Annotated in this window: 25 protein-coding genes; 17 read left to right on the forward strand and 8 right to left on the reverse strand. The window is 68.2% G+C overall.

Annotated features, from left to right (window positions below; genetic code table 11):
• Positions 1–122: 122 nt before the first annotated feature.
• The 3 genes from ABE434_RS05200 to ABE434_RS05210 are packed head-to-tail and all read right to left on the reverse strand — an operon-like array spanning position 123 to position 1,399.
• Complete coding sequence (locus ABE434_RS05200; protein ID WP_167390309.1) at positions 123–287, reverse strand: DUF5668 domain-containing protein; 165 nt, start codon at positions 285–287, stop codon at positions 123–125.
• 15 nt (positions 288–302) lie between these two features.
• Positions 303–725: an HIT family protein gene (locus ABE434_RS05205; protein ID WP_176989270.1), complete on the reverse strand. Its 423-nt coding sequence runs from the start codon at positions 723–725 to the stop codon at positions 303–305.
• Entirely contained in the window at positions 722–1,399 is a 678-nt protein-coding gene (locus ABE434_RS05210) for a dienelactone hydrolase family protein (protein WP_346478084.1), read from the reverse strand. The genes ABE434_RS05205 and ABE434_RS05210 overlap by 4 nt, the downstream gene beginning before the upstream one ends.
• A 204-nt stretch (positions 1,400–1,603) precedes the next feature.
• Here ABE434_RS05210 and rimO point away from each other — a divergent pair, with 204 nt between their 5' ends.
• Entirely contained in the window at positions 1,604–2,968 is a 1,365-nt protein-coding gene (gene rimO, locus ABE434_RS05215; RefSeq protein ID WP_176989272.1) for a 30S ribosomal protein S12 methylthiotransferase RimO, read from the forward strand.
• Positions 2,965–3,798 carry a DUF3025 domain-containing protein gene (locus ABE434_RS05220; protein WP_346478085.1) on the forward strand — a complete coding sequence of 278 codons (834 nt, stop codon included), beginning with the start codon at positions 2,965–2,967 and terminating at the stop codon, positions 3,796–3,798. The genes rimO and ABE434_RS05220 overlap by 4 nt, the downstream gene beginning before the upstream one ends.
• 29 nt (positions 3,799–3,827) lie before the next feature.
• On the opposite strand, the gene greB is transcribed toward ABE434_RS05220, so the two are convergent.
• On the reverse strand, positions 3,828–4,331 hold the full coding sequence (gene greB, locus ABE434_RS05225; protein WP_346478086.1) for a transcription elongation factor GreB: 504 nt from the start codon (positions 4,329–4,331) through the stop codon (positions 3,828–3,830).
• Positions 4,332–4,386: 55 nt separating this feature from the next.
• Positions 4,387–5,892 (reverse strand): helicase HerA-like domain-containing protein, encoded by a 1,506-nt coding sequence (locus tag ABE434_RS05230; RefSeq protein ID WP_346478087.1) that lies wholly within the window; start codon positions 5,890–5,892, stop codon positions 4,387–4,389.
• Positions 5,893–6,013: 121 nt separating this feature from the next.
• Between ABE434_RS05230 and ABE434_RS05235 the strand changes: the two genes are divergently transcribed.
• Both ABE434_RS05235 and ABE434_RS05240 read left to right on the forward strand, forming a co-directional pair.
• On the forward strand, positions 6,014–7,624 hold the full coding sequence (locus ABE434_RS05235; protein ID WP_346478088.1) for a transglycosylase SLT domain-containing protein: 1,611 nt from the start codon (positions 6,014–6,016) through the stop codon (positions 7,622–7,624).
• 113 nt (positions 7,625–7,737) lie between these two features.
• Positions 7,738–8,079, forward strand: coding sequence for a ribonuclease E inhibitor RraB (locus tag ABE434_RS05240; RefSeq protein WP_176989277.1), 342 nt, complete (start codon positions 7,738–7,740; stop codon positions 8,077–8,079).
• Positions 8,080–8,266: 187 nt separating this feature from the next.
• Here the strand turns inward: ABE434_RS05240 and asd are convergent, their stop codons facing one another.
• The gene (gene asd, locus ABE434_RS05245) at positions 8,267–9,109 is read right to left on the reverse strand and encodes an archaetidylserine decarboxylase (protein WP_346478089.1); all 843 of its coding nucleotides are present in this window, start codon (positions 9,107–9,109) and stop codon (positions 8,267–8,269) included.
• Positions 9,106–9,756, reverse strand: a complete 651-nt coding sequence (locus ABE434_RS05250; RefSeq protein ID WP_179458333.1) for an SCO family protein — start codon at positions 9,754–9,756, stop codon at positions 9,106–9,108. The genes asd and ABE434_RS05250 overlap by 4 nt, the downstream gene beginning before the upstream one ends.
• 148 nt (positions 9,757–9,904) lie before the next feature.
• Here ABE434_RS05250 and prmB point away from each other — a divergent pair, with 148 nt between their 5' ends.
• From prmB to ABE434_RS05290, 8 genes are all read left to right on the forward strand, one after another.
• Positions 9,905–10,834 (forward strand): 50S ribosomal protein L3 N(5)-glutamine methyltransferase, encoded by a 930-nt coding sequence (prmB, locus tag ABE434_RS05255; RefSeq protein WP_176989280.1) that lies wholly within the window; start codon positions 9,905–9,907, stop codon positions 10,832–10,834.
• Positions 10,831–11,934 (forward strand): chorismate synthase, encoded by a 1,104-nt coding sequence (gene aroC / locus ABE434_RS05260; protein WP_176989281.1) that lies wholly within the window; start codon positions 10,831–10,833, stop codon positions 11,932–11,934. The genes prmB and aroC overlap by 4 nt, the downstream gene beginning before the upstream one ends.
• Positions 11,927–12,982, forward strand: a complete 1,056-nt coding sequence (locus ABE434_RS05265) for a D-glycerate dehydrogenase (protein ID WP_346478090.1) — start codon at positions 11,927–11,929, stop codon at positions 12,980–12,982. The genes aroC and ABE434_RS05265 overlap by 8 nt, the downstream gene beginning before the upstream one ends.
• A gap of 202 nt (positions 12,983–13,184) precedes the next feature.
• Positions 13,185–14,210, forward strand: a complete 1,026-nt coding sequence (locus ABE434_RS05270; protein ID WP_319212422.1) for an aspartate-semialdehyde dehydrogenase — start codon at positions 13,185–13,187, stop codon at positions 14,208–14,210.
• Positions 14,211–14,305: 95 nt separating this feature from the next.
• On the forward strand, positions 14,306–16,351 hold the full coding sequence (locus ABE434_RS05275) for a FimV/HubP family polar landmark protein (protein WP_346478091.1): 2,046 nt from the start codon (positions 14,306–14,308) through the stop codon (positions 16,349–16,351).
• A complete protein-coding gene (locus ABE434_RS05280) occupies positions 16,348–16,731 on the forward strand; it encodes a VOC family protein (protein ID WP_179458340.1) in 384 nt (127 codons plus the stop codon). Before ABE434_RS05275 ends, ABE434_RS05280 begins: the two co-directional genes overlap by 4 nt.
• A gap of 50 nt (positions 16,732–16,781) precedes the next feature.
• Positions 16,782–17,555 carry a tRNA pseudouridine(38-40) synthase TruA gene (gene truA / locus ABE434_RS05285; RefSeq protein ID WP_176989286.1) on the forward strand — a complete coding sequence of 258 codons (774 nt, stop codon included), beginning with the start codon at positions 16,782–16,784 and terminating at the stop codon, positions 17,553–17,555.
• Complete coding sequence (locus tag ABE434_RS05290) at positions 17,552–18,208, forward strand: phosphoribosylanthranilate isomerase (RefSeq protein ID WP_346478092.1); 657 nt, start codon at positions 17,552–17,554, stop codon at positions 18,206–18,208. Before truA ends, ABE434_RS05290 begins: the two co-directional genes overlap by 4 nt.
• Positions 18,209–18,253: 45 nt before the next feature.
• On the opposite strand, the gene ABE434_RS05295 is transcribed toward ABE434_RS05290, so the two are convergent.
• Positions 18,254–19,144 carry a LysR family transcriptional regulator gene (locus ABE434_RS05295; RefSeq protein WP_346478093.1) on the reverse strand — a complete coding sequence of 297 codons (891 nt, stop codon included), beginning with the start codon at positions 19,142–19,144 and terminating at the stop codon, positions 18,254–18,256.
• A 95-nt stretch (positions 19,145–19,239) separates the two neighbouring features.
• On the opposite strand from ABE434_RS05295, the gene trpB reads away from it, so the two are divergent.
• From trpB to glmM, 5 genes are all read left to right on the forward strand, one after another.
• On the forward strand, positions 19,240–20,466 hold the full coding sequence (gene trpB / locus ABE434_RS05300; protein ID WP_123730627.1) for a tryptophan synthase subunit beta: 1,227 nt from the start codon (positions 19,240–19,242) through the stop codon (positions 20,464–20,466).
• Positions 20,463–21,149, forward strand: a complete 687-nt coding sequence (locus ABE434_RS05305) for a hypothetical protein (protein WP_346478094.1) — start codon at positions 20,463–20,465, stop codon at positions 21,147–21,149. Before trpB ends, ABE434_RS05305 begins: the two co-directional genes overlap by 4 nt.
• 1 nt (position 21,150) lies before the next feature.
• Positions 21,151–21,963: a tryptophan synthase subunit alpha gene (trpA, locus tag ABE434_RS05310; protein WP_346478095.1), complete on the forward strand. Its 813-nt coding sequence runs from the start codon at positions 21,151–21,153 to the stop codon at positions 21,961–21,963.
• Between the two features lie 138 nt (positions 21,964–22,101).
• Positions 22,102–22,986: an acetyl-CoA carboxylase, carboxyltransferase subunit beta gene (gene accD / locus ABE434_RS05315; protein WP_019182669.1), complete on the forward strand. Its 885-nt coding sequence runs from the start codon at positions 22,102–22,104 to the stop codon at positions 22,984–22,986.
• Positions 22,986–24,338 (forward strand): phosphoglucosamine mutase, encoded by a 1,353-nt coding sequence (gene glmM, locus ABE434_RS05320; protein WP_346478096.1) that lies wholly within the window; start codon positions 22,986–22,988, stop codon positions 24,336–24,338. The genes accD and glmM overlap by 1 nt, the downstream gene beginning before the upstream one ends.
• Positions 24,339–24,349: the final 11 nt, after the last annotated feature.

Genomic DNA, 24,349 nt, shown 5'->3' on the forward strand with positions numbered 1-24,349 from the left:
GGCCGGCAGCAGGCAGCGGGCAAAAAAAAGCGCGGATCGCTCCGCGCTTTTTTTATTTCACCCGTTGCCGGCCAGCGGCCGGCACTACCGTGGTTTCAGTGCTTGCCGGCCAGCGACCGGCGTTACTTGCGGCCGAACAGCAACCCGATGCCGACCGCCACCAGGACCACCGGCCACCAGGTGAGAATCAGCTTTCCCATGTTCATGTTGGTCCAGCCCAGATTGCTGGCCAGCAGGAACAGGCCAACGAGGATCAGGACGATGGCGGCGACAAGGTTGGAACGCATCAGGGGCAGGGTCCGCTAGGGCTGGGGCGAATATCCTAGCCGTTCCTTCCAGTGTGCGACACGCTCGGCCAGCACGCCCGGATCAAAACGGTGCGCCTGCCCCTGGCCCCAGACCGGGCCCGGCCACGCCGGATCGCCGACATGGCGGCCGATCACGTGGAAATGCAGCTGGCGGACAATGTTGCCCAGCGAGCCGATGTTGATCTTCTCGACTCCATCGGTGCCTTTGAGCGCCTTGCACGCCCGGTTCAATTCGGTGCGCAGCTTGTCCTGCTGCTCGCCGTCCAGGTCGATCCATTCGGTCACGCCGGCCAGGCGCGGGACCAGGATCAGCCAGGGATACCTTTCATCGTTCATCAATCGCACTTGCGATAACGGCCCTTCTGCTACCAGTACGCTGTCGGTGGCCAGGCGTGAATCCAGTTCGAACTCGCTCATCCAAGATGCTCCGCAAAGAAGTCCAGGGTGCGTTCCAGCGCCAGGTGGGCGCTGTCTGGATCATACGCATGTCCGACGCTGCGGTTGAAGGCGTGATCGGCCGGGTAGACGAAGGTGGCCATCTGCGGGAGCTTTTCGCGGTGGGCCTTGATCGCCTCCGGCGGGATGCTCTTGTCCTGGGCGCCGAAGTGGAACATGACCGGTGCCTTGGGCGTTTCGTCCAGGTACTTCACGTTGCGGGCGCCGTAATAGCTGACCGAGGGCAGCCCCAGCCGCAGTGCGGAGAGCAGGGCGATGCTGCCGCCCCAGCAATAGCCGACCGTACCGACCTTGCCGGCCGGGGCCAGCCGCGAGGCGGCCGCGCGGACAATTTCCAGCGCCTTTTCGACCCCGAGCGCGTCGACCATGGCCAGGCCGGCGGCCACGCCATCGCTGTCGTAAGGCAGTTCCGGCGGTTCGGTGCCGTCCGGGGCCGACTCGGCCAGATCGAAGAACGACGGGGCCAGCACTGCATAGCCCTTGGCGGCGTAGTCGTCTGCCACCGCGCGGATGTGCGGGTTGGCGCCGAAGATCTCCTGGATCACCACCAGGCCCCCGCGCGGCTTGCCTTCCGGCGTTGCCTGCCAGGCGCGGACCGGTCCGTAATGCGTATCGAGCGTGACCCACTCACCCATGGTGCGAGACTCCAGTTGGTTCAGGCATTCATTATCGGCCCCGCGCGGGTTAGCGCGATGTCAGGGGGGATGCCGCATCTGGCGGGATCGGCCCGATCCGGTTCAGGGGCGCGGACTGAACGCCGGTATACTTGCCGCCGTTTCCGGCCCCAGGTCCCCACGCCATTCCGGCATGGGCCCAGGCCCCCAGAGTCCCGCGATTCCATGTCACAGCTGAACCCCAAAGTCGGCTTCGTCAGCCTTGGCTGCCCGAAGGCCCTTGTCGATTCCGAGCGCATCCTCACCCAGCTGCGGTCCGAGGGTTACGACATCGTTCCCTCATACGACTCGGCCGACGTGGTGGTGGTCAACACCTGCGGCTTCATCGATTCGGCCGTGACCGAGTCGCTGGATGCGATCGGCGAGGCGATGAACGCCAACGGCAAGGTGATCGTCACCGGCTGCCTGGGCAAGCGCCCGGAGCAGATCCGCGAGGCCTACCCGAACGTGCTGGCGGTCTCCGGTCCGCAGGACTACATGAGCGTGATGGAGGCCGTGCATGCCGCGCTGCCGCCCAAGCACGATCCGTTCGTGGACCTGGTGCCCGATTACGGCATCAAGCTGACCCCGCGCCATTACGCGTATCTGAAGATTTCCGAAGGCTGCAACCACAAGTGCAGTTTCTGCATCATCCCCTCGATGCGCGGCAAGCTGGTCTCGCGCCCGGTCGATGAGGTGCTGCGCGAGGCCGAGCGGCTGGTGCGCGGTGGCGTCAAGGAACTGCTGGTGGTCTCGCAGGACACCTCGGCCTACGGCGTGGACGTCAAGTACGCCGAACGCATGTGGCGCGACAAGGCCTACCAGACCCGGTTGAAGGCGCTCTGCGAAGGCCTGTCCGAGCTCGATGCCTGGACCCGCATGCATTACGTCTACCCTTACCCGCACGTGGACGAGATCGTGCCACTCATGGCCGAGAACCGGATCCTGCCGTACCTGGACATCCCGTTCCAGCACGCCAGCCCGCGCATCCTCAAGCTGATGAAGCGGCCGGGCGCGGTCGACAAGACCCTGGAGCGCGTGCAGCGCTGGCGCCAGCTGTGCCCGGACATCACCGTGCGGTCGACCTTCATCGTCGGCTTCCCGGGCGAGACCGATGCCGAGTTCGAGGAGCTGCTCAGCTTCCTGGACGAGGCGCAGCTGGATCGCGTCGGTGCGTTCGCCTACTCGCCGGTCACCGGTGCGACCGCCAATGACCTGCCCGGTGCGGTGCCCGAAGAAGTGAAGCAGGAGCGCCTGGCCCGCTTCATGGAGCGCCAGGCGGAGATTTCCGCCGCGCGCCTGGAAGCCAAGATCGGCACCGTGCAGCAGTGCCTGGTCGATGCCATCGAAGACGGCATCGCGGTGGCGCGTTCGAAGGCGGATGCGCCGGAGATCGACGGCCTGGTGCATATCCAGAATGCCGACGAAGCCAAGCTGCGTGTCGGCCAGTTCGTCGATGTCGAGATCACCGAGAGCGACGATCACGACCTCTTCGGTGACGCGATCATCGCCGCCGAAGCGCGCAAGCCGTTCGATCTGCAGGTGCTGTGACCGCATCGGCGTCGACGGCCGATAGCGGCGGTCGACGCCGCTTCATCGCGCCGCCGCGCGATGCGGTGGAGGCGGCCTGCTTCGCACAGCCGATCTACGCGGGGCTGGGCGGGTTCCAGGACCTGATGGTCGCGCCCGACTGGCCCACCGTCGCCGCGCTGGACGCGCGCCTCGCATTGCCGGACAAGCAACTGGTCGAGCAGGACGCGACGCTGCTCGCCGACGGCATGCACTATGAAACGCGCATCGCCGGGCGCGGCCGGATCGCTACCCGTGCGGATAACTGGCACGACCTGTTCAATGCCCTGGTCTGGGCGCGTTACCCGTCCATCAAACAGGCGCTCAACCGGCAGCAGTGCCGGCATATCGCGGCGATGGCACCGGGGCAGCGCAACCGCGCGCAGGCGGCACTGACCCAGTTCGACGAGACCGGCGTGATCGTGCGTGTGCGCGATCCGGCGCTGCTGGGCGCATGGGACCGGCACGACTGGCCGGCGCTGTTCGTGGAGGGGACAGGGCACTGGCGCACCGGTGGGATCGCGGTCGCGGCGGTGATCGGGCATGCGCTGATGGAGCAGGCCCTGTTGCCGGAGCGCCTGCTGGTCGGCAAGTGCGTGGTGGTGCAGGGCGATGACGATGCCGCCGCGATCGCCGTGGCAGCGCGGGCGATCACGGACGGTGCGGTGCTCACTGATCCGCTGCAGCTGCGGCCCTTGCCGCTGGCCGGGATACCCGGGTGGCACGTCCACCAGGATGGGGGGTTCTACGCGCAGATCGAGTACTTCCGGCCGCTGCGCGAAGGGCGCGTGTATCCCGCAGCGCTGCGGTAGATCCACGCCATGCGTGGATGCGCTCCCGGTCAGCCCGGATACGCCACCGACAGGATCGCGAACCCGTGGCGCCCGCTCGGCAGCTCCACCTCGAACTCATCGTCCACGCGCTTCTTCAACAGCGCACGCGCCAATGGCGAATCGATGCTGATCCAGCCCGCACCGGCGTCGGTCTCGTCCGGGCCCACGATGCGATACACGTGGATGTCGCCCGAGTCGACGTTCTCCAGCTCGACCGTCGCACCGAAGAACACCGCGTTCGGATCGGTCGGCGCGGTGCCGACGATCCGCAGCGCTTCCAGCCGCTTGGTCAGGTAGCGCACGCGCCGATCGATCTCACCCAGCTGCTTCTTGCGGTAGGTGTACTCGGCATTCTCGGAGCGGTCGCCTTCCGCGGCGGCCGCCGCCAGTGCCTTCACCACTTCGGGGCGCTTGTGACGCCACAGCTCATCCAGTTCGGTCTTCAACCGCTGATGGCCCTGTGCGGTGATCAGGGCCGTGCTTTTTTCCGCGGGGGGACGCCAACGCGACATCAGGTCTGCTTGTGCTCGTCAAAAGGTGCCGCGCCACAGGGCGCGACACGCAGTATCAACGCTTTCCGCCGAAAATGCCGCCGAGCAGGCCACGCACGATCTGGTTGCCAAGCCGGGTGCCGACGGTGCGCGTGGTCTGCTTGGCCATGGTTTCAATCATGCCCTGGCGGCGCTTGGTGCCGAAGATCGCATCCTTGATCGACTGCCCGAAGCCCCCTTCCTGCGCCTCGTCCTGCTGGCGGGTGCGGGCCTTCGGTGCATCGGCCTGCTCGACGGTCTTCTGCGCGCGCTGCGCCAACAGCTCCGCGGCGGATTCGCGGTTGATCGCGGTGTCGTAGCGGGTGCCGACCGGGCTGCCGGCGCGTACCTGGGCACGTTCGGCCTCGGTGATCGCGCCCATCCGGCAGCGCGGCGGTGCGATCTGGGTCTGCTGCACGGGCGAGGGAATCCCCTTGTCCTGCAGCGTGGACACCAGCGCTTCACCGGTACCCAGCTTGGCCAGCGTAGCGGCCACATCCAGTTTCGGATTGGGCACGAAGGTTTCGGCGGCGACCTTCACCGCTTTCTGGTCGCGCGGCGTGAACGCACGCAGCGCATGCTGCACGCGGTTGCCAAGCTGGCCGAGGATGTTGGCCGGCACGTCATCCGGGAACTGCGAGCAGAAGTACACACCCACGCCCTTGGAGCGGATCAGCCGGACCACCTGCTCAATGCGCTGCACCAGCGCCGGCGGTGCGTCATCGAACAGCAGGTGCGCCTCATCGAAGATGAAGACCAGCTTCGGCTTCTCCAGGTCGCCGACTTCCGGCAGCGTTTCGAACAGCTCCGAGAGCAGCCACAACAGGAAGGTCGAATAGAGCCGCGGCTTGAGCACCAGCTGGTCGGCGGCGAGGATGCCGATCACGCCGCGGCCATCATGGTTGACCCGCATGATGTCGGCCAGCTCCAGCGCCGGCTCGCCGAAGAAGGCTTCACCGCCATCCTGGGACAGGCGCAGCAGCGAGCGCTGGATCGCCGCGACCGTCTGCGCACTCACCAGGCCGTACTCGGTGGAGATGTCCTTGCGCTCCTCGGCGACCAGGCCGAGCAGGGCGCGCAGGTCATCCAGATCGAGCAGCAGCAGGCCGCGGTCGTCGGCGAGCTTGAACACGATGTCCAGCACGCCGGCCTGGGTGTCGTTGAGCTCCAGGATGCGGGCGAGCAGGGTCGGGCCCATTTCGCTCACCGTGGTGCGCACCGGGTGGCCGAGCTTGCCGTACAGATCCCAGAAAATGGTCGGGCTGGCGGCGGGCGCATAGTCGGCCACGCCCAGGTCCTTCGCGCGCTGCAGCAGCGCATCCGTCCCGGCACCGGCTACGGCCAGGCCGGAGACGTCACCCTTCACATCGGCCAGGAACACCGGCACGCCGATCCGCGAGAAGCCCTCGGCCAGCGTCATCAGGGTGACGGTCTTGCCGGTGCCGGTCGCGCCGGCCACCAGGCCGTGCCGGTTGCCCAGCCGCGGCAACAGGGTGACGGGGATATCGTCGGTGATGCCTTTGCCGAGCAGAATCGGATCCATGGTCAACTCGCAGTGTGAATAGGCGGGATTCTAAACGTCGGCATGGGCCGGCCGGCAGACGGGTTGCCCCGATGCAAGCGGCACGGCTACTCTGCCCCATCGTTCGCACACAGTGCCAAAAATGCCCGTTCCTGTCTTGCTTGTCCGTGGTTGGCCGTTGCTTGCCGTCACCGCGATGCTGTCGTTCGTCCCCGAGGCCCATGCCCAGCGCGTCTCCGCCCGCGACAAGGCCAAGGTGGAAGCGCTCGATCAGCGCATGACGGCTGCCGAGAAGCGCTACAACGCGGCGCTGGTGCTGGTGAACAACGCCGACCCCAAGGGCACCAACGAGGCCGACGCCGCGCTGGAGGACATGGAGGATGTGATCAGCGCCTGCGTGGCCCAGAAGGGCTGCCAGGTCAGCAATCTGCTGCCGACCTACAAGCGCCTGCTCAAGAGCAACGCCGACAGCCAGCAGGACAGCGAAGACGGCGCGGCCATCGCCGACGGCACCCTGCTGGAGGCCGACCCGGACCATGTCGGGCCATTGGCTGCCGATGTCCCCGAAGCTGCCCGCGCCGCGGCGCTGCTCAATGACAAGCGGCACGCCTTCGACACCATGGTCGAGTACAACCCGGCCGTGCAGGCCGGCATCCGCCGCTGGCTGACCGACATGCGCCCGGCGCTGCTTACCAGCTACGAGAATTACCAGAACCTGCGCGCGGTGATGTGGCCGGAGTGGGAGAAGCGCGGCCTGCCCGAGGCGCTGCTGTTCGGCATCATGGCCAAGGAATCCAACGGCCGCGTGCATGCGTCCTCGCGCGCCGGCGCGGCCGGGCTGATGCAGTTCATGCCGGCGACCGGCCGTCGTTTCGGGCTGGGCCCGGACGGCACCGGCTTCGATACCCGGTTCGATGCGCGCAGTGCCGCCGAGGCCAGCGCGACGTACCTCAACGAACGCATGCGCGAGCTCAACAACAGCGTCGAGCTGTCGCTGGCCGGGTACAACGGCGGTGAAGGCCGCGCCATCCGCGTGTTCCGGCAGTACCCGGGGCAGGGCTTCTGGACCGACAGCGTCTACAACCAGTTCCCGGGCGAGACCAAGGACTACGTGCCGATGGTGATCGCCGCGGCATGGATCTACCTGCACCCGCAGCAGTACGGCGTGGAGTTCCCGAAGATCAGCGCGCAGCCGGCCACGATCCGCCTGGCCAAGTCGACCACGATCTACGAGCTGACCATCTGCCTGGGCAGCAGCGGCACCCGCGACGGTTACATGCGCGCGCTGCGCAACCTCAATCCGCGCTATGAGGCGGACGGCTGGATTCCCGCTGGCACCATCATCAACGCGACCACCCGCATCGCCGGCCTGTACAACCGCTTCTGCGTCAGCGGTCCGCGCGCCGATCTGGCCCGCACCCTGATCACCGCCGATCTGAATGCCGCGATCGTGCGGCCCACCGCGGTCAGCTATACCGGCAACGTGGCGGTGGGCAGCGTGGTCCCGGTCGCCCAGGCCCAGGCCATGCCGGCGGTGACCCCGGCCGCGCCTGTCGCTGTTCCGGCCGCCAAGCCCAAGGCCAAGCCGGCCCGCAGTTACAAGGTCGGCAAAGGCGAGACCCTGGGCAGGATCGCGGCAAAGTTCCAGTGCGATGTGCCCACCCTGGCGCGGGCCAACGGCCTCAAGGCACCGGCCTATTCGCTCCGGCAGGGCCAGAGCATCAAGCTGCAGGGCTGCGACAAGGACAAGTAAGCCATAACCGGGTAGGCTCGCCGGCATCACGCCTGCGGCCGCCCGGCCCAGCACATCCATCGCAGCGCCGGCCGTGCCCGGCGCTCACCGCAACACGCATACAGGACAGCAAGATGGATATCACCGCGATCAACGAGATGTTCGCCAACATCCGTGAAAACACCGATTGGGACCTCAACGGCCCGATGCTGTGGGGTTACTTCTTCGTCAACACCACCCCGGAGCCGCTGCACGGCCTGGGCGAGAAGCTGGTCGAGCTCGGTTACACCCTGGTGGAAGTGTTCGAGCCGGACCTGGAAGAGGGTGAAGCCCCGTACCACGTGCTGCACGTGGAGCGCGCCGAGGTGCACACCGAAGCCTCGCTGGACGCCCGCAACCATGAGCTGCAGGCCCTGGCCGAAGCGAACGGCGTGGAAGACTACGACGGCATGGACGTCGGCCCGGTCGAGATCTGATCGGCGCGATCCGATCGAACCGGACACAACGAAAAACGCCCCGGTTTCCCGGTGCGTTTCTTTTGTGGGCGCCGATCGCGCACTTGAACCACCGGTAGTGCCGGCCGCTGGCCGGCTCCCCGGAACACCTGCGATGCCGGCCAGCGGCCGGCACTACCGCAATGCCGGCCAGCGGCCGGCACTACCGTTACTTCAACGTCGCCAGCGCCTGCCCCAGCTGCACCGCATGCTCGGCATCCAGATGCGGCGCGAACTCGGCCACGCCGGGCGGCAGCAGCACGATCACGGTCGAGCCGTAATTGAAGCGCGCCATCTCCGCGAAGCGCTCCAGGGTGATGCCCTTGCCGCGGTAATCCTTGCGCGTGATGGTATCGCCGTAGGCCGGAATCTCCTCGCCGCCCCACACCGTCTCCACGCCGGAGACCAGCAGCGCGCCGACCATCACCGAGACCATCGGGCCGAAATCGGTATCGAAGTGGCAGACCAGGCGCTCGTTGCGGGCGAACAGCCCCGGTACCTTGTTCACCGCGGCCGGGCCGACACTGAACAACCGCCCCGGCACATGCACGGTCTCGCGCAGGGTGCCGGTCCACGGCATGTGCACGCGGTGGTAATCCTTCGGCGACAGGTACACCGTGGCGAACAGGCCGTGGTGGAACACCTCGGCATCCTTGGCATCGCCCAGCAGTTCGGCGGCGGTGAAGGACTGGCCCTTGGCCTGGAAGATGCGCCCGTCTTCGATCGTGCCCAGCTGGCTGATCCGGCCATCGGCCGGCATCACCAGCGTGCGCGGATCGGCATCGGCCACGCGTGCGCCCGGCTTCAACGCACGGGTGAAGAACTGATTGAAGGTCGGATAGCTGCGCGGGTCCGGATTGGCCGCTTCAGCGAGGTTCACCCCGAACTTCGTGGTCACGGTGTCGATCAGCCAGCGCGAGATCCGCGGGTTGCTGGAATACGCCAGTCTGCGCGCCATGGACGACAGCAGGCGGTGGGGCAGGGCGTAGCTCAGCGTGGTCATCAGACTCATGGGGCGGATTTCTCGGTCAGCAGGTGCAGGTCGCGGGCGATGGCCTGCGCTTGGAAAGGAGGGCGGATCAGGCCGGCCAGGCGGCCTTCCGGGTCCAGCACGGCCAGGCTGGCCGAGTGTTCGAGGGTGTAATCCTCGGGATTTTCATCGAAGTGCTTGCCCGGCACCTTCTGGAACACGAAGCCCAGCGAGGTGGCAAAGCGCTCCAGCGACGGCACATCGGCGGTCGCGGCCAGGGTGTCCTTGTGGAAGGCGTGCACGTACTCGCCCAGTCGAGCCGGGGTGTCGCGCTCGGGATCGACCGAAATGAAGACCAGCCGCGGACGCAGCGTCTCGGGCAGGGCTTCCCACTGTTTCTGGGCCTGGGCCAGGTCGGCAAGGGTGGTCGGGCAGACGTCCGGGCAGAAGGTGAAGCCCAGGAACACCAGGGTCCAATGGCCCTTCAGCTCGCCCGGGATCAGGCGGGTGCCGTCGGATTGGCCGAGGTTGAAATCGGGCAACGGGCGCGGTTGCGGATAGAACGTGATCGATTCGGTGGCGGGGCGGTCACCGCCCGGCGTGGGCGCGAAGACCTTCTGCGCCACGACCAGGCCCAGCCCGGCGGCGAGGGCGATCAGCAGGATGATGCCGACATTGCGATTGAACATAAGGGCCCCGTCCCGGAAGTGGCCACCATGATAGAGGGATGGGGGCGGCGGCGTCCTGTGGGTGGCCAGTCCACCGTTTCGACTGCAACGGATGCCCCGGCCCGCCCCAGCGCCTATAATCGAGGGCCACATTGTCTGTTGCCCCGCCATGACTGCCGAAACGGCCGCCGAACTCCACACGATCATCGATCTGATCCGCTACGGCACCAGCCGTTTCAACGCCGCCGGGCTGACCTTCGGGCACAGCTATGACAACGCCCTGGACGAAGCCACCCAGCTCGTCCTGCACAGCCTGCACCTGCCGCATGACCTCGGCCCGGCCTATGGCCAGGCGCGGCTGCTGCAGGAAGAGAAGGTGCGCGTGCTGGACCTGTTCCAGCGTCGCATCGACGAGCGTGTTCCGGCCGCCTACCTGACCGGTGAGGCCTGGTTCGCCGGCCTGAGCTTCAAGAGCGACACGCGCGCGCTGGTGCCGCGCTCCCCGATCGCCGAGCTGATCGAATGTGGCTTCGAACCCTGGCTGGCGGGCCGCGACGTCCATCGCGCGCTGGACCTGTGCACCGGCTCGGGCTGCATCGCCATCGCCATGGGCCACTACTACCCGAACTGGGAAGTGGACGGTGTCGACCTCAGCGACGAGGCGCTGTCGCTGGCCGAAGAGAACAAGGAACGTCTCCAGGCGCACAACGTCACCCTGCTCAAGTCCGACCTGTTCAACGGCCTGACCGGCCGTCACTACGATCTGATCGTCACCAATCCGCCGTACGTCACCAACGACGAGACCGATGCCCTGCCGCGGGAATACTCCTACGAGCCGGACATGGGCCTGCGCGCCGGCGACGATGGCCTGGACCTGGTGCTGAAGATCCTGCGCGACGCCCCGCTGCACCTGAGCGAGGACGGCCTGCTGATCTGTGAAGTGGGCGAGTCCGAACAGCACCTGATCAAGCTGCTGCCGGAAGTCGACTTTGCCTGGGTCGAGTTCAAGGTCGGCCAGATGGGCATCTTCGCGGTCGAGTGCCGCGAACTGATCGCGCACAGCGCCCGCATCACCGAGCTGGCGGCGCAGCGGCCGTGAGTTCCAACAGCTTCGGCAAACTGCTGACCGTCACCACCTTCGGCGAATCGCACGGTCCGGCGATCGGCTGCGTGGTGGACGGCTGTCCGCCGGGGCTGGAGATCAGCGCCGACGAATTCGCCCACGACCTGCAGCGGCGGGCCACCGGCAAGAGCCGGCATACCTCCGCGCGACGCGAAGCCGATGAGATCGAGATCCTGTCCGGTGTGTACGAAGGCCGTACCACCGGCACCCCGATCGGGCTGCTGATCCGCAATACCGATCAGCGCAGCAAGGATTACACCACCATCGCCCAGCAGTTCCGTCCGGGCCATGCCGACTACAGCTACTGGCAGAAGTACGGCATCCGTGATCCCCGCGGTGGCGGCCGCTCCTCCGCGCGCGAAACCACCATGCGCGTCGCCGCCGGCGTGATCGCCAAGAAGTGGCTGCTGCAGCGTCATGGCGTCACCGTGCGGGGCTACCTCTCGCAGCTGGGCGAGATCACCCCGACCGGCTTCGACTGGTCCGCGGTGGAAGACAACCCGTTCTTCTGGCCGGTCGCCGACCAGGTGCCCGCGCTGGAGAGCTACATGGACGCGCTGCGCAAGTCCGGCGACTCGGTCGGCGCGCGTGTCAACGTCGTGGCCGATGGTGTCCCGCCGGGCTGGGGCGAACCCATCTACGGCAAGCTCGACGGCGATCTGGCTGCGGCGCTGATGAGCATCAACGCGGTCAAGGGCGTGGAGATCGGCGACGGCTTTGCCAGCGCTGCGCAGAAGGGCACCGAACACCGTGACCTGCTGACCCCGCAGGGCTTTGCCAGCAACCATGCCGGCGGCATCCTCGGCGGCATCTCCACCGGCCAGCAGGTCACCGCCTCGATCGTGCTCAAGCCGACCTCGAGCCTGCGACTGCCCGGCGCCACGGTGGACGCCAGCGGCGCCTCGGTGGAGGTGATCACCACCGGCCGTCACGATCCCTGCGTCGGCATCCGCGCCACCCCGATCGCCGAGGCGATGATGGCGCTGGTGCTGATGGACCAGGCGCTGCGCCACCGCGCCCAGTGCGGCGATGTCGGCGAGATCACCCCACGCATCCCGGGCACGATCGATGGCTGATCGGCGCCCCAGGGTCTGGGTCAGCCAGCCGCTGTTCGACGATGTCGTCGATCAGCTCGGGCAGCATTTCGACCTGGCCATGACCGGCGACGTCACCCGCTATACGCCGCAGATGCTGGCCGAACAGCTGGCCCACGTCGACGGCGCGCTGATCACCCTCAACGAACGCATCGGCGCGGCCGAGATCGCCCGTGCGCCGCAGCTGCGTGCGATCGCCAACGTCGGCGTCGGCTACAACAACCTGGATATCGACGCGCTCAGCGCCGCCGGCATCCTGGCCAGCAATACGCCGGATGTGCTGACCGAAACCACCGCCGATCTCGGCTTCGCGCTGTTGATGGCCACCGCGCGCCGCATCACCGAATCGGAACGCTGGCTGCGTGACGGCCAGTGGGGGCAGTGGTCGTTCCAGACCATGCTCGGCGCCGACATCCACGGCAGTACGCTGGGCATCCTCGGCATGGGCCGCATCGGCCAGGGCATCGCCCGCCGCGGCGCGCACGGTTTCGGCATGCGCGTGCTGTACCACAACCGTTCGCGGCTGCCAGAGGCCACCGAGGCCGAGGTCGGCGCGCAGTACGTGGACCTGGATACCCTGCTGACGCAGGTCGATCACCTCGTGCTCGTGCTGCCCTACAACGCCTCCTCGCACCACATCATCGATGCCGATGCACTGGCGAAGATGAAGCCGACCGCGACCCTGGTCAACATCGCCCGCGGCGGCATCGTCGACGAGCTGGCGCTCGCCGATGCGCTGGCCAACGGACGCCTGGCCGCCGCCGGACTGGACGTGTTCGAAGGCGAGCCCACGGTGCGCCCCGAGCTGCTCGCCCTGCACAACATCGTGCTGACCCCGCATATCGGCAGCGCCAGCCAGGCCACCCGCCGGGCGATGGTGCAGCTGGCCGTGGACAACCTGACCGCCGCACTGGGGCAGGGCCCGGATGCCGGCCACCCGCCGAGCGCGATCAACGCCGATGCTGTCGCCGTCGCGAAAGCCGGCGGCGCGACCGTGGGCGGCAAAAAAATCGACGACGCAAAACGATAGGGAACCGCGCCGGCCAACAGGCGAGGTTCCCGAACCGGTAGGTACCGACCGTGGGTCGGTGCAGATCTCCAAGGCATGGCAGGTACCGATCGTTGGTCGGCACGCACATTCAACATTCCGGCAGGTACCGACCGTGGGTCGGTACACATCCCCAAACAAGGTAGCTACCGGCCGTTGGTCGGTAGGCCCAACAGAGGTTCTCATGAGCAATCCAGATCGTCGTTTCCACGTCGCCGTTGTCGGCGCCACCGGTGCTGTCGGTGAAACCATGCTGGCCATCCTGGCCGAGCGCAACTTCCCGATCGCCACGCTGAGCCTGCTCGCGTCCTCGCGTTCGGCCGGTGGCGAGATCGAGTACCAGGGCGAGAAGATCAAGGTCCAGGACCTGAGCACGTTCGATCCGAACGGCGTGGACATCGCGCTGTTCTCCGCCGGTGGCAGCGTCTCCAAGGAGTTCGGTCCGAAGTTCGCCGCCGCCGGTGCGGTGGTGATCGACAACTCGTCGGCCTTCCGCTACGACGATGACGTGCCGCTGGTCGTCTCCGAAGTGAACCCGGAGGCGCTGAAGAACCGCCCGCGCGGCATCATCGCCAACCCGAACTGCTCGACCATGCAGATGCTGGTCGCGCTCGCCCCGCTGCACCGCCAGTACGGCATCGAGCGCATCAACGTGGCCACCTACCAGTCCGTCTCCGGCGGCGGCCGCTCGGCGCTCGAAGAACTCGGCAAGCAGACCGGCCAGCTGCTCAGCTTCCAGGAAATCGACCCGCAGCGCTTCCCGGTGCAGATCGCGTTCAACCTGATCCCGCACATCGATGATTTCCAGGAGAACGGCTACACCAAGGAAGAGATGAAGCTGGTCTGGGAAACCCGCAAGATCCTCGGTGATGACAGCATCCTGGTGAACCCCACCGCCGTGCGCGTGCCCGTGTTCTATGGTCACTCCGAAGCGGTCACCATCGAAACCCGCGACAAGGTCACCCCGGATGCCGCGCGCGAGCTGCTGGCGCGTTCGCCGGGCGTGGAAGTGGTCGACCGGCATGAAGCCGGCGGCTATCCGACCCCGGTTACCCACGCCTCGGGTACCGATGCGGTGTATGTCGGCCGCATCCGCGAGGATCTGTCGCATCCGCGCGGCCTGAACCTGTGGATCGTCTCGGACAACATCCGCAAGGGCGCGGCCCTCAATGCGGTGCAGTTGGCCGAACTGGTTGCTGCCGAAGGCTGATCGCAGGGGTGGGGGCGGCGGGGGGGGGGCGCCCCCCCCCCGCACCCCGCATCGAAACATCGCCGATCACGGGGGGAGCCGCTATATTGGCCGCCATGAAGAACCGGGCTCCGGGCGCAGTGCGTCCGCTCAAGTATGTGTCGACGCTGCTGCTGGCCCTGGCCAGCAGTTCCGCCCTGGCCCTGGGCCTGGGCGATATCCGGGTGCTGTCCAAGCCGGGCCAGCCGCTGCTGGCCGAAATCCCCGTCATCTCCGCCGATCCGGCCGAGCTGGAGAACCTCCGTGTGGCGCTGGCCTCGCCGGCGACCTTCGCCCGGGTCGGGCTGGAACGGCCGTCCGGGCTGGTCAGCGAGCTGCAGTTCGAGTTGACCCGCAATGCGCAGGGTCGCGCGGTAGTGCGCGTCAGCAGCCAGAGCTCGGTGGTGACCCCGTCGCTGAACTTCCTGATCGAAGCCGATTGGGGGCAGGGCCGTCTGATCCGTGAATATTCCGCCCTGGTGGACGCGCCCAACAGCGCGGCCGCCGTGGCCGAACCGGAGATCGTCGCCCCGGCGGGCGCGATGTCCAATGCCATCATCCGCGAGCCGGCACCGGCGGCAGCACCCGTCGCCGCGACGTCGCCGCGCCGTGCGGAGCCGGCTGCCACGCCGCGCCCGGCCGCGCCGCGCGCTGCGCCCGGCACACCCGCGGCCGCTGATGGCAGCGTCACCGTGCAACGGGGACAGACGCTGTCGCAGATCGCCGGTTCGCTGGCGCGCGAGCAGGGCGTCAACCGCGACCAGGCGATGATCGCGCTGCTGCGGGCCAATCCCGAAGCCTTCATCCGGGGCAACGTGAACCTGCTCAAGCAGGGCGCCGTGCTGCGCACGCCGGGCGCCGAGGGCGTGGCCGAGATCGATGCACAGCAGGCTGCGGCGATCGTCCGCGAGCACACCGCGCGGTGGCGGCAGTCGCGCGCCGCCATCCCGCAACCGGCAGACAGTGGCGTCGCCTCTGCGCCGACACCTGCCACCGCGACCGCGGCAGCGAGCCAGGGCGCGCGCCTGGAAATCGCGCCGGCCGTCGCCGCCGCCGGCACCACCGCAGGCACAACCACCGGCACCGCTGCCGGCACCGAGGGCGACATGCTGGGTAACGAACAACTGCGTCAGGCCAAGGAAGACGTCGCCACCCGCGATGCCGAGATCCAGGAACTGCGCGAGCGCGTGGCCGAGCTGGAAAAGCTCAAGGCCCAGCAGCAGTCGCTGATCGCAATGAAGGACAACGATCTGGCCGCCGCGCAGCAGCGGCTGGAGCAGGCACCCGGGGCGCGCGACAGCGCCAGCGGTGGCTGGTACTGGCTGGGCCTGGTGGTGCTGCTGCTGGTGGTCGGAGGCTGGGCGCTGGTGCGCCGGCGCAAGCCATCGCCATTGCCGCCGCTGTCGCGTGATGGGCTCGATGGCGCCTCGCTGGCGGCGGCCGTGCCGGCCGTCGATCCTGCGGATGCGCTGGCCGCACAGCAGGATGACGCGCACCGTGCGCCTGATGAAGAGGCCATTGCAGAGGCCGACGTCTACGCCGGGCTGCGTCGCGAGCCGGTCTTCGCGCGCGATGCTTCCCCGCACGAAACCGTCCCGCAGGACCGCATCGACGATACGCGCTGGAGCACCTCCGCGACGGACGAGGCGCCGATGTTGCCGGAGGTCGAGGCAACCGCTGCGTCGGCCTACGGCATCGACGCCGATGCCCAGCATGTCAACGTGGACGACGCGCTGTTCCGCGAACCGGCCCCGCTGATCGAGCCGCCGGCCCACGCGCTGGAAGCTGCGGCGCAGCCGTCGTTCCGCGGTGTGTTCGAGTTCCCGGACGAGTCGGTGACCGCCGAAGAACACGCTTTGGATGCGGGCGCCGATCGCGCCGGCCACGATGCTGCGCCGGCCCTCGCCAGCGGAGACGAGACCTCCGACGCTGCCGATCCGGCCGTCGACGAGGCGCCCATCGCGCCGATCGGCAGCCCCGGGCGTGATCGCCTGGAACTGGCCATCGCGTACCTGGATCTGGGTGACGCCGAAACCGCGCGTACCCTGCTGCATGAAGTGGCCGTCGGCGCCGATCCGCACAGCCAGGCCGAAGCGCGCGAACTGCTGGCGCGGCTGGGATGAGCGACGCCCGCCCGGTAGCAGTGCGGGAGCGCCGCCTGGACTACGTGGAGTTCGCCTCGCGCGATCCCGCCGCCAGCCGCCGCTTCTTCGAACAGGTGTTCGGCTGGTCGTTCGTGGATTACGGTCCGGACTACACCGCCTTCGACGACGGCCGCTTCCAGGGCGGGTTCTTCCGTGCCGAGCCGCAGACCGCCTCCGCGGGTGGCGCACCGTTGCTGGTGATCCATGCCGACGACCTGCCGCCCATGCTCGAGGCCGTGCTGGCCCAGGGCGGGCAGGTGGTCAAGCCGGTGTTCGCCTTCCCGGGCGGCAGCCGGTTCCAGTTCCTGGAGCCCGGCGGCAACGAGCTGGCCGTGTGGTCCGAGCGCGACGCCGCCTGATGCACTACCCGGCGCCTGCGCCGGTTCTCCCGAAAACACAGAGGTTCACCATGCGCTACGCACTGGGCGTGGAATACGACGGCAGCGAATTCAAAGGCTGGCAGCAGCTCGGTGAGAGTGGCTGTCCCAGCGTGCAGGCCAGCCTGCAGGACGCGTTGTCCTCGGTGGCCAATGCGCCGATCCAGGTGGTGTGTGCCGGGCGTACCGATGCCGGCGTCCACGGCGAATGCCAGGTCGTGCACTTCGATACCGATGTCGTGCGCGATCCGCGCAGCTGGATGCTGGGGACCACCACCCGCCTGCCACGCTCCATTGCGGTGCGCTGGTGCGTGCCGGTGGCCGACGAGTTCCATGCGCGTTTCGCCGCGCGTGCGCGCCGCTACCGTTATCGCCTGCTCAATCGCCAGGTCCGCCCGGCGCTGTACCGGCAGACGCTGAGCTGGGAGCGCCGACCGTTGGACGCCGGGCTGATGCACGCGGCCGGCCAGGCCCTGCTCGGCGAGAACGACTTCAGCGCCTTCCGCAGCGTGCAGTGCGAGGCCCTGCACGCACGCCGGAACATGCAGTCGCTCTCGGTGACCCGTCAGGGCGAGGTGGTGGAGGTCGCCGTTCAGGCCAATGCATTCCTTCATCACATGGTGCGCAATATCGTCGGTTCATTGATCCTGGTCGGTTGTGGTGAGCAGCCGGTCGCGTGGATGGGGCAACTGCTGGCCGGGCGCGACCGCACCGTGGCCGGCCCGACGGCTCCGCCACAGGGATTGGTCTTCGTTGGTCCCCTGTACCCCGACAACTGGCAGCTGCCTGCCGAGGTCACCTTATGAGCCGCTCCTTCTACCGCACCCGTATCAAGTTCTGCGGCATGACCCGTGCCGGCGACGTGCGCCTGGCCGGCGAACTCGGCGTGGACGCGGTCGGTTTCATCTTCGCCCGCGAGAGCAAGCGCCGCGTCGCGCCGGCCGAGGCCCGGGCCATGCGCCAGGCAATCGCGCCGATGGTCGACGTGGTGGCCCTGTTCCGCGACAACAGCAAGGAAGAGGTGCGCGAGGTGCTGCGCACCGTGCGGCCGACCCTGCTGCAGTTCCATGGCGAGGAAGACGAATCGTTCTGCCGCAGCTTCAACATGCCGTACCTGAAGGCCGTGGCGATGGGCGGCAAGGACGAGGTCAATGCCCGCCAGCTGCAGCTGCGTTACCCGAGCGCGGCCGGCTTCCTGTTCGACAGCCATGCGCCCGGCGGTGGCGGCGGAACCGGCGTGGCCTTCGACTGGACCCGCCTGCCGACCGGCCTGCATCGGCCGTTCCTGTTGGCCGGCGGGATCACCCCGGACAACGTGTTCGACGCGATCGTGGCGACCCTGCCGTGGGGCGTGGATGTGTCCAGCGGCATCGAATCCGAGCCGGGCATCAAGGACGGCTACAAGATGCGCAAGTTCGTGGAAGAAGTCCGCCGCGCCGATTGCCACGAAGCAGATTGATCAGCCGGCCCTGCGGGTAGGCCACGACCGTCGGTCGTGGCGCACTCATCCCTGCAGCTGCGCCTGCAGCCACCCGGCCAGCGCATCCACCCGCGGATCCGCCGCGCCCTCGGGCGTGGCCAGCACCCAGAACCCGCCGGTGGCGCCAAATCCCCAGGGGGCCAGCAGCCGGCCGGCCGCCAGCTCATCGGCCACCAGCGGCTCCGGCGCGATCGCCACGCCCAGTCCGGCCACCGCCGCTTCCAGCAGGTAATACAGATGCTCGAAGCCGCTGCCCAGCTGCAGCTGCGCAGGCTCCAGCCCATGCGACAACGCCCACGCCGGCCACGCCTGCGGGCGTGAGGCGGTGTGCAGCAGCGGTTCGCCCAGCAGCGCGGAGGGCGGTTGATGCCGCAGCCGTGCCGCGGCCGGGTGCTGTGGACTGACCACCACGCCCACCCGCTCCGGCGCCAGCTCCCGCACCTGCCAGCCGCGCGGCCACGGTGGCTGGGCCAGCAGCAGGACCGCATCCAGACCCTGCTGCCCGGGGGTGAAGCTGCCGTCCTGCGCGGACCAGTGCAGCGGCAGCTGGGGCAGGGCAGTCTGCAGGGCCTGCAGGCGCGGGATCATCCAGCGCGCCAGGATGCTGCCGCTGCAGCCGAGCACCAGCGCTTCGGGCCGCTGTTGGCGCTTGAGGACCACCACCGCCTCGCGGATCTGCTCGAAGGCGCCCTCGCAGGCGGCCTGCAGATCCTCGCCGGCGCGGGTCAGGCGCAGCCCACGCCCTTCGCGCTGGAACAGCACGACGCCCAGGTGGTCCTCCAGCAGGCGCAGCTGGCGGCTGATCGCGCCATGGGTGACATGCAGGGCGTCGGCGGCCCGACCGACGCCGCCCAGGCGGGCGGCCGCCTCGAAGCTGCGCAGGGCATTGAGCGGGGGCAACGGTCCGTCGGTCATGTGAGTTTTCCTGACAGGTCGTGGCAGATATTATCGATATTCCTGTCATGACAGGTGCGTTAAATTGGCAGCCTGTCTCCACCGGCTGTCGCGCTATGTCTGCTTCCCCCGTCTCCCCCATCGTCGATTTCCACGCCTACCCCGATGCCAACGGCCATTTCGGCCGCTATGGCGGGAGCTTCGTCGCCGAGACCCTGATCGGGCCGCTGCAGGAGTTGGCCGCCGCCTATGACGAAGCACGCCGTGATCCGGCCTTCATCGCCGCCTACGACAAGGACCTGACCCATTACGTGGGCCGTCCCAGTCCGATCTACCACGCCGAGCGGCTCAGCCAGCAGGTCGGCGGCGCGCAGATCCTGCTCAAGCGCGAGGACCTGAACCACACGGGCGCGCACAAGATCAACAACACCATCGGCCAGGCGCTGCTCGCCGCACGGATGGGCAAGACGCGCATCATCGCCGAGACCGGCGCCGGCCAGCACGGCGTGGCCAGTGCCACCGTGGCCGCGCGGCTGGGCCTGGAGTGCGTGGTGTACATGGGGGCCACCGACATCGAGCGGCAGAAGATCAATGTCTACCGCATGAAGCTGCTCGGGGCGACGGTGGTGCCGGTCACCTCCGGCTCCGCCACGCTGAAGGATGCGCTCAACGAAGCGATGCGCGACTGGGTCACCAACGTGCGCGACACCTTCTACATCATCGGCACCGTGGCCGGCCCTGACCCGTACCCGCGCATGGTGCGCGATTTCAATGCGATCGTCGGCCGCGAGGCGCGCGCGCAGATGCTCACCGACTACGGCCGCCTGCCCGATGCGATCACCGCCTGCGTGGGCGGTGGCAGCAATGCGATCGGCCTGTTCCATGCGTTCCTCAATGATCGCGACGTGCGCATCGTCGGTGCAGAAGCAGCCGGCGACGGCATCGAGACCGGGCGCCATGCTGCCTCGATCGCGGCCGGTCGCCCGGGCGTGCTGCACGGCAACCGCACCTATGTGATCTGCGACGACGACGGCCAGATCACCGAAACCCACTCGGTCTCGGCCGGCCTGGACTATCCGGGCGTTGGTCCGGAGCACGCCTTCCTGGCCGATGCCGGGCGCGCCGAGTATGTCGGCATCACCGATGACGAAGCCTTGGCGGCGTTCCACCAGCTGGCCCACAGCGAAGGCATCCTGGCGGCACTGGAGTCCAGCCACGCGGTGGCCCAGGCGATCAAGATCGCGCGCGATCTGCCACGCGACAAGCTGGTGCTGTGCAACCTGTCCGGGCGTGGCGACAAGGACGTGCACACCATCGCCGCCCGGGAGGGTCTGGTCCTGTGAATCCGCTGCTGCGCCAGGGAAGTGCGCTGCTGATGGTGGTCGGCCTGACCGGATGTGCGCCGCCGGACCCGCCGGTGTTGCCGGCCCCTGCGGCACCGCTCGGTGTGGTGGCGCCGGCACGCGAACAGGCCAGCAATGACGATGACATCGCCAACCGTCCGATCGAGGACGCACCGGCCGCCGAGGCAGCCGTGGCGGCCGACGCCGTGCCGTCGGTGGTCTCGGTCGCGCTGGATCATGCGGGCGATGTCGTGATCGGGCAGCGGTTCACCGAGCTCGCCGCCGACGGCCCCTGGCATTCGGCCGGCCTGAGCGAAGGCGAACCCGCCGGCGCCTGCGAGTATTACGAGCGGGGCAACCTGCCCGAAGGCGTGTCGATGATGGTCGAGGACGACCACGTGCAGCGCTTCGAGCTGGCCCCGATTGAAGATTCCTACGAGGCCATCACCCAGCCCGGGCCGTTCGGCCTGCGCCTGGGCATGACCCGTGACGAGGCGCTCCAGCGGTTGCCGCCCGGCAGTACGCGCGCACCGCACGCCTATGACCCGGAAACGGGCGAATACCTGACCTGGCAGGATCCCGGTTCGGATCTGGCGATCCGGCTGGAGATCTTCGACGGGGTGATATCGAAGCTGTACTGGGGCGCCAGTGGCGCCGTTGAACTGATTGAAGGATGTGCCTGAGATGTCCGTGGACCGTATCGATGCCTGTTTTGCCCGCCTGCGCGCTGAGCGTCGCAAGGCGCTGATTCCCTTCATCACCGCCGGTGATCCGGGCCTGGATGCCACCGTGCCGGTGATGCACGCACTCGCCACCGCCGGCGCGGACGTGATCGAGCTCGGGGTGCCGTTCTCCGACCCGATGGCCGACGGCCCGACCATCCAGCGCAGCTCCGAGCGTGCGCTGGCCCGTGGGGCAGGGCTGCGCTATGTGCTGGAGACCGTCGCCACGTTCCGCAAGGACGACGCCACCACCCCGGTGGTGCTGATGGGCTACCTCAACCCGATCGAGATCCACGGCACGGCCCGCTTCGCGCAGTCGGCCATCGCCGCCGGCGTGGACGGCATCCTGCTGGTCGACCTGCCGCCGGAGGAGGCCGCCGAAACCCGCGAGATCTTCACCGCCGCCGGCCTGGCGCTGATCCTGCTGGCCTCGCCGACCACGGCCGATGCGCGCCTGGATGCGCTGTCCGCGATGGCACAGGGCTATCTGTACTACGTCAGTTTCGCCGGCGTGACCGGGGCGTCGGATCGTTTGGACAGCAGTGCCGCCAGTGCCCGCCTGCGCGACCTGCGCAGCCGGTCGGCGGTACCGGTGGTGGCCGGCTTCGGCATCAAGGATGCGGCCAGTGCCGCGGCCATGGCCGTGGAGGCCGATGGCGTGGTGGTGGGCAGCGCGCTGGTGGCTGCGTTGGGCGAGGCCCCCGATGCCACGACCGCCGCACAGGCCGCGGAGACATTCCTCACGCCGCTGCGACGCGCACTCGACGCCGCCTGAAGCACGCAAACGTACGTACCAGAATGGTTTACGCCAGCCCCCCGGCAACCGCCGGGGGGTGCCCGAGCATGGAAACGGTGAGCTAGACTGTCCGTCTTTGCGGCCCCCGGGCCGCCCTGAACGGAAGTAGCATCCCGCATGAGTTGGCTCAGCAAGTTGATGCCGTCTGGCATCCGCACCGACAACGTCCCCAGCAAGAAGCGCAGCGTCCCCGAGGGCCTGTGGGAGAAGTGCAGCAGCTGCGGCAGCGCGCTCTACCGTCCTGAGCTGGAAGAGAACCTGGAAGTCTGCCCCAAGTGTGGCCATCACATGGCCATCCGCGCGCGCGCGCGCCTGGCCGCGCTGTTCGACGCGGACAGCACCACCGAGATCGGTGCGCGCCTGGGCCCGACCGACCTGCTCAAGTTCAAGGACCAGAAAAAGTACAGCGAGCGGATCAAGGCCTCGCAGAAGAACACGGGCGAGTACGATGCCCTGATCGCCATGCAGGGCCTGATGAAGGGCCGCCCGCTGGTCGCCTCGGCCTTCGATTTCGCCTTCATGGGCGGCTCGATGGGTTCGGTGGTCGGTGAGCGCTTCTCGCTCGCCGCTGAAAAAGCGCTGGAGATCGGTGCCCCTTACGTGTGCTTCTCCGCCAGTGGCGGCGCGCGCATGCAGGAAGGCCTGTTCTCGCTGATGCAGATGGCGAAGACCTCGGCCGCGCTGGGTCGCCTGCGCGACGCCGGCCTGCCGTACATCTCGGTGCTGACCCATCCGACCACCGGCGGCGTGTCGGCCTCGTTCGCGATGCTGGGCGACATCAACATCGCCGAGCCGCAGGCGCTGATCGGCTTCGCCGGCCCGCGCGTGATCGAACAGACCGTGCGCGAAAAGCTGCCGGAAGGCTTCCAGCGCTCGGAGTTCCTGCTCGAGCACGGCGCGATCGACCAGATCTGCGACCGCCGCGAAATGCGTGACCGCCTGTCCGAGATCCTGGCCATGCTGGCGCGCCAGCCGGCGCCCGCACCGGATGCAGCGGCCTGATGGCGTCGCGCAAGTACTTCGGCACCGACGGCATCCGCGGCAAGGTCGGTGAGGGCGTCATCTCCGCCGATTTCGTGCTGCGCCTGGGCAATGCGCTCGGGCGCGCGCTGACCGAGCGCAACGGGCGCCGCCCGGTGGTGGTGATCGGCAAGGACACCCGCATCTCCGGCTACATGTTCGAGGCCGCGCTCGAAGCCGGGCTGGTCGCGGCCGGCGCCGATGTGCAGCTGCTCGGCCCGATGCCGACCCCGGCGGTGGCCTTCCTCACCCGCACCCTCGGTGCGGATGCGGGCATCGTCATCAGCGCCTCGCACAACCCGCACTACGACAACGGCATCAAGTTCTTCTCCGCCGATGGCGAGAAGCTGGATGACGCCACCGAGCTGGCGCTGGAAGCCGCGCTCGATGCACCGTTCACTACCGTCGAGTCCGAACGTCTGGGCAAGGCCATGCGCGCGCGCGATGCGGTCGGCCGCTACATCGAGTTCTGCAAGGCCAGCGTGCCGCGCGGCTTCGACCTGCGTGGCCTGAAGATCGTGCTCGACTGCGCGCACGGTGCCACCTACCACGTCGCCCCGCTGCTGTTCCGCGAGATGGGCGCCGAGGTGATCAGCATCGGTGATGCGCCCAACGGCCTGAACATCAACGATGGCGTCGGCTCGATGCACATCGACAATCTGGCCGAGAAGGTCCGCGAGGTCGGCGCCGATTTCGGCATCGCCTTCGACGGCGACGGCGACCGCGTGCTGATGGCCGACGACGAGGGCAACCCGGTCGACGGCGATGACCTGCTGTTCGTGCTGGCCCAGGCCTGGCAGCGCAGCGGGCGCCTGCATGGTCCGGTGGTCGGCACGCTGATGACCAACTTCGGCCTGGAGCAGGCACTGGAACGGTTGAACATCCCGTTCCAGCGCAGCAACGTCGGCGACCGCTACGTGCATCAGGCGCTGGTGGAAAACAACGGTGTGCTCGGCGGCGAAGCCTCCGGCCATCTGCTGTGCCTGGACCGTGCCACCACCGGTGATGCGATCGTCAGTGCGCTGCAGGTGCTGGAAGTGCTGCGTCGCGACGGCACCTCCCTGCGCCAGGTGCTGTCGGTGCTCGACAAGGTGCCGCAGAAGACCGTCAACGTGCGTCTGCAGGGCGCTGCCAAGGCGACCGTGCAGGCCGAGAGCGTGCAGGCCGCGCTGGTGGCCGCGCAGCAGGCGGTGAAGGGACGCGGTCGCGCGTTCCTGCGCCCCTCCGGCACCGAGCCGGTGGTGCGCGTCACCGTCGAAGCGGACAGCGCCGAGCTGATGCAGTCCACGCTGGACAGCCTGTCGGCAGCGGTGAAGGCGGCGGCTGCGGCCTGAGCCAGCGGAAA

The organism is Stenotrophomonas sp. TWI1183, assembly GCF_039673115.1.
Lineage (GTDB): Bacteria > Pseudomonadota > Gammaproteobacteria > Xanthomonadales > Xanthomonadaceae > Stenotrophomonas > Stenotrophomonas maltophilia_AA.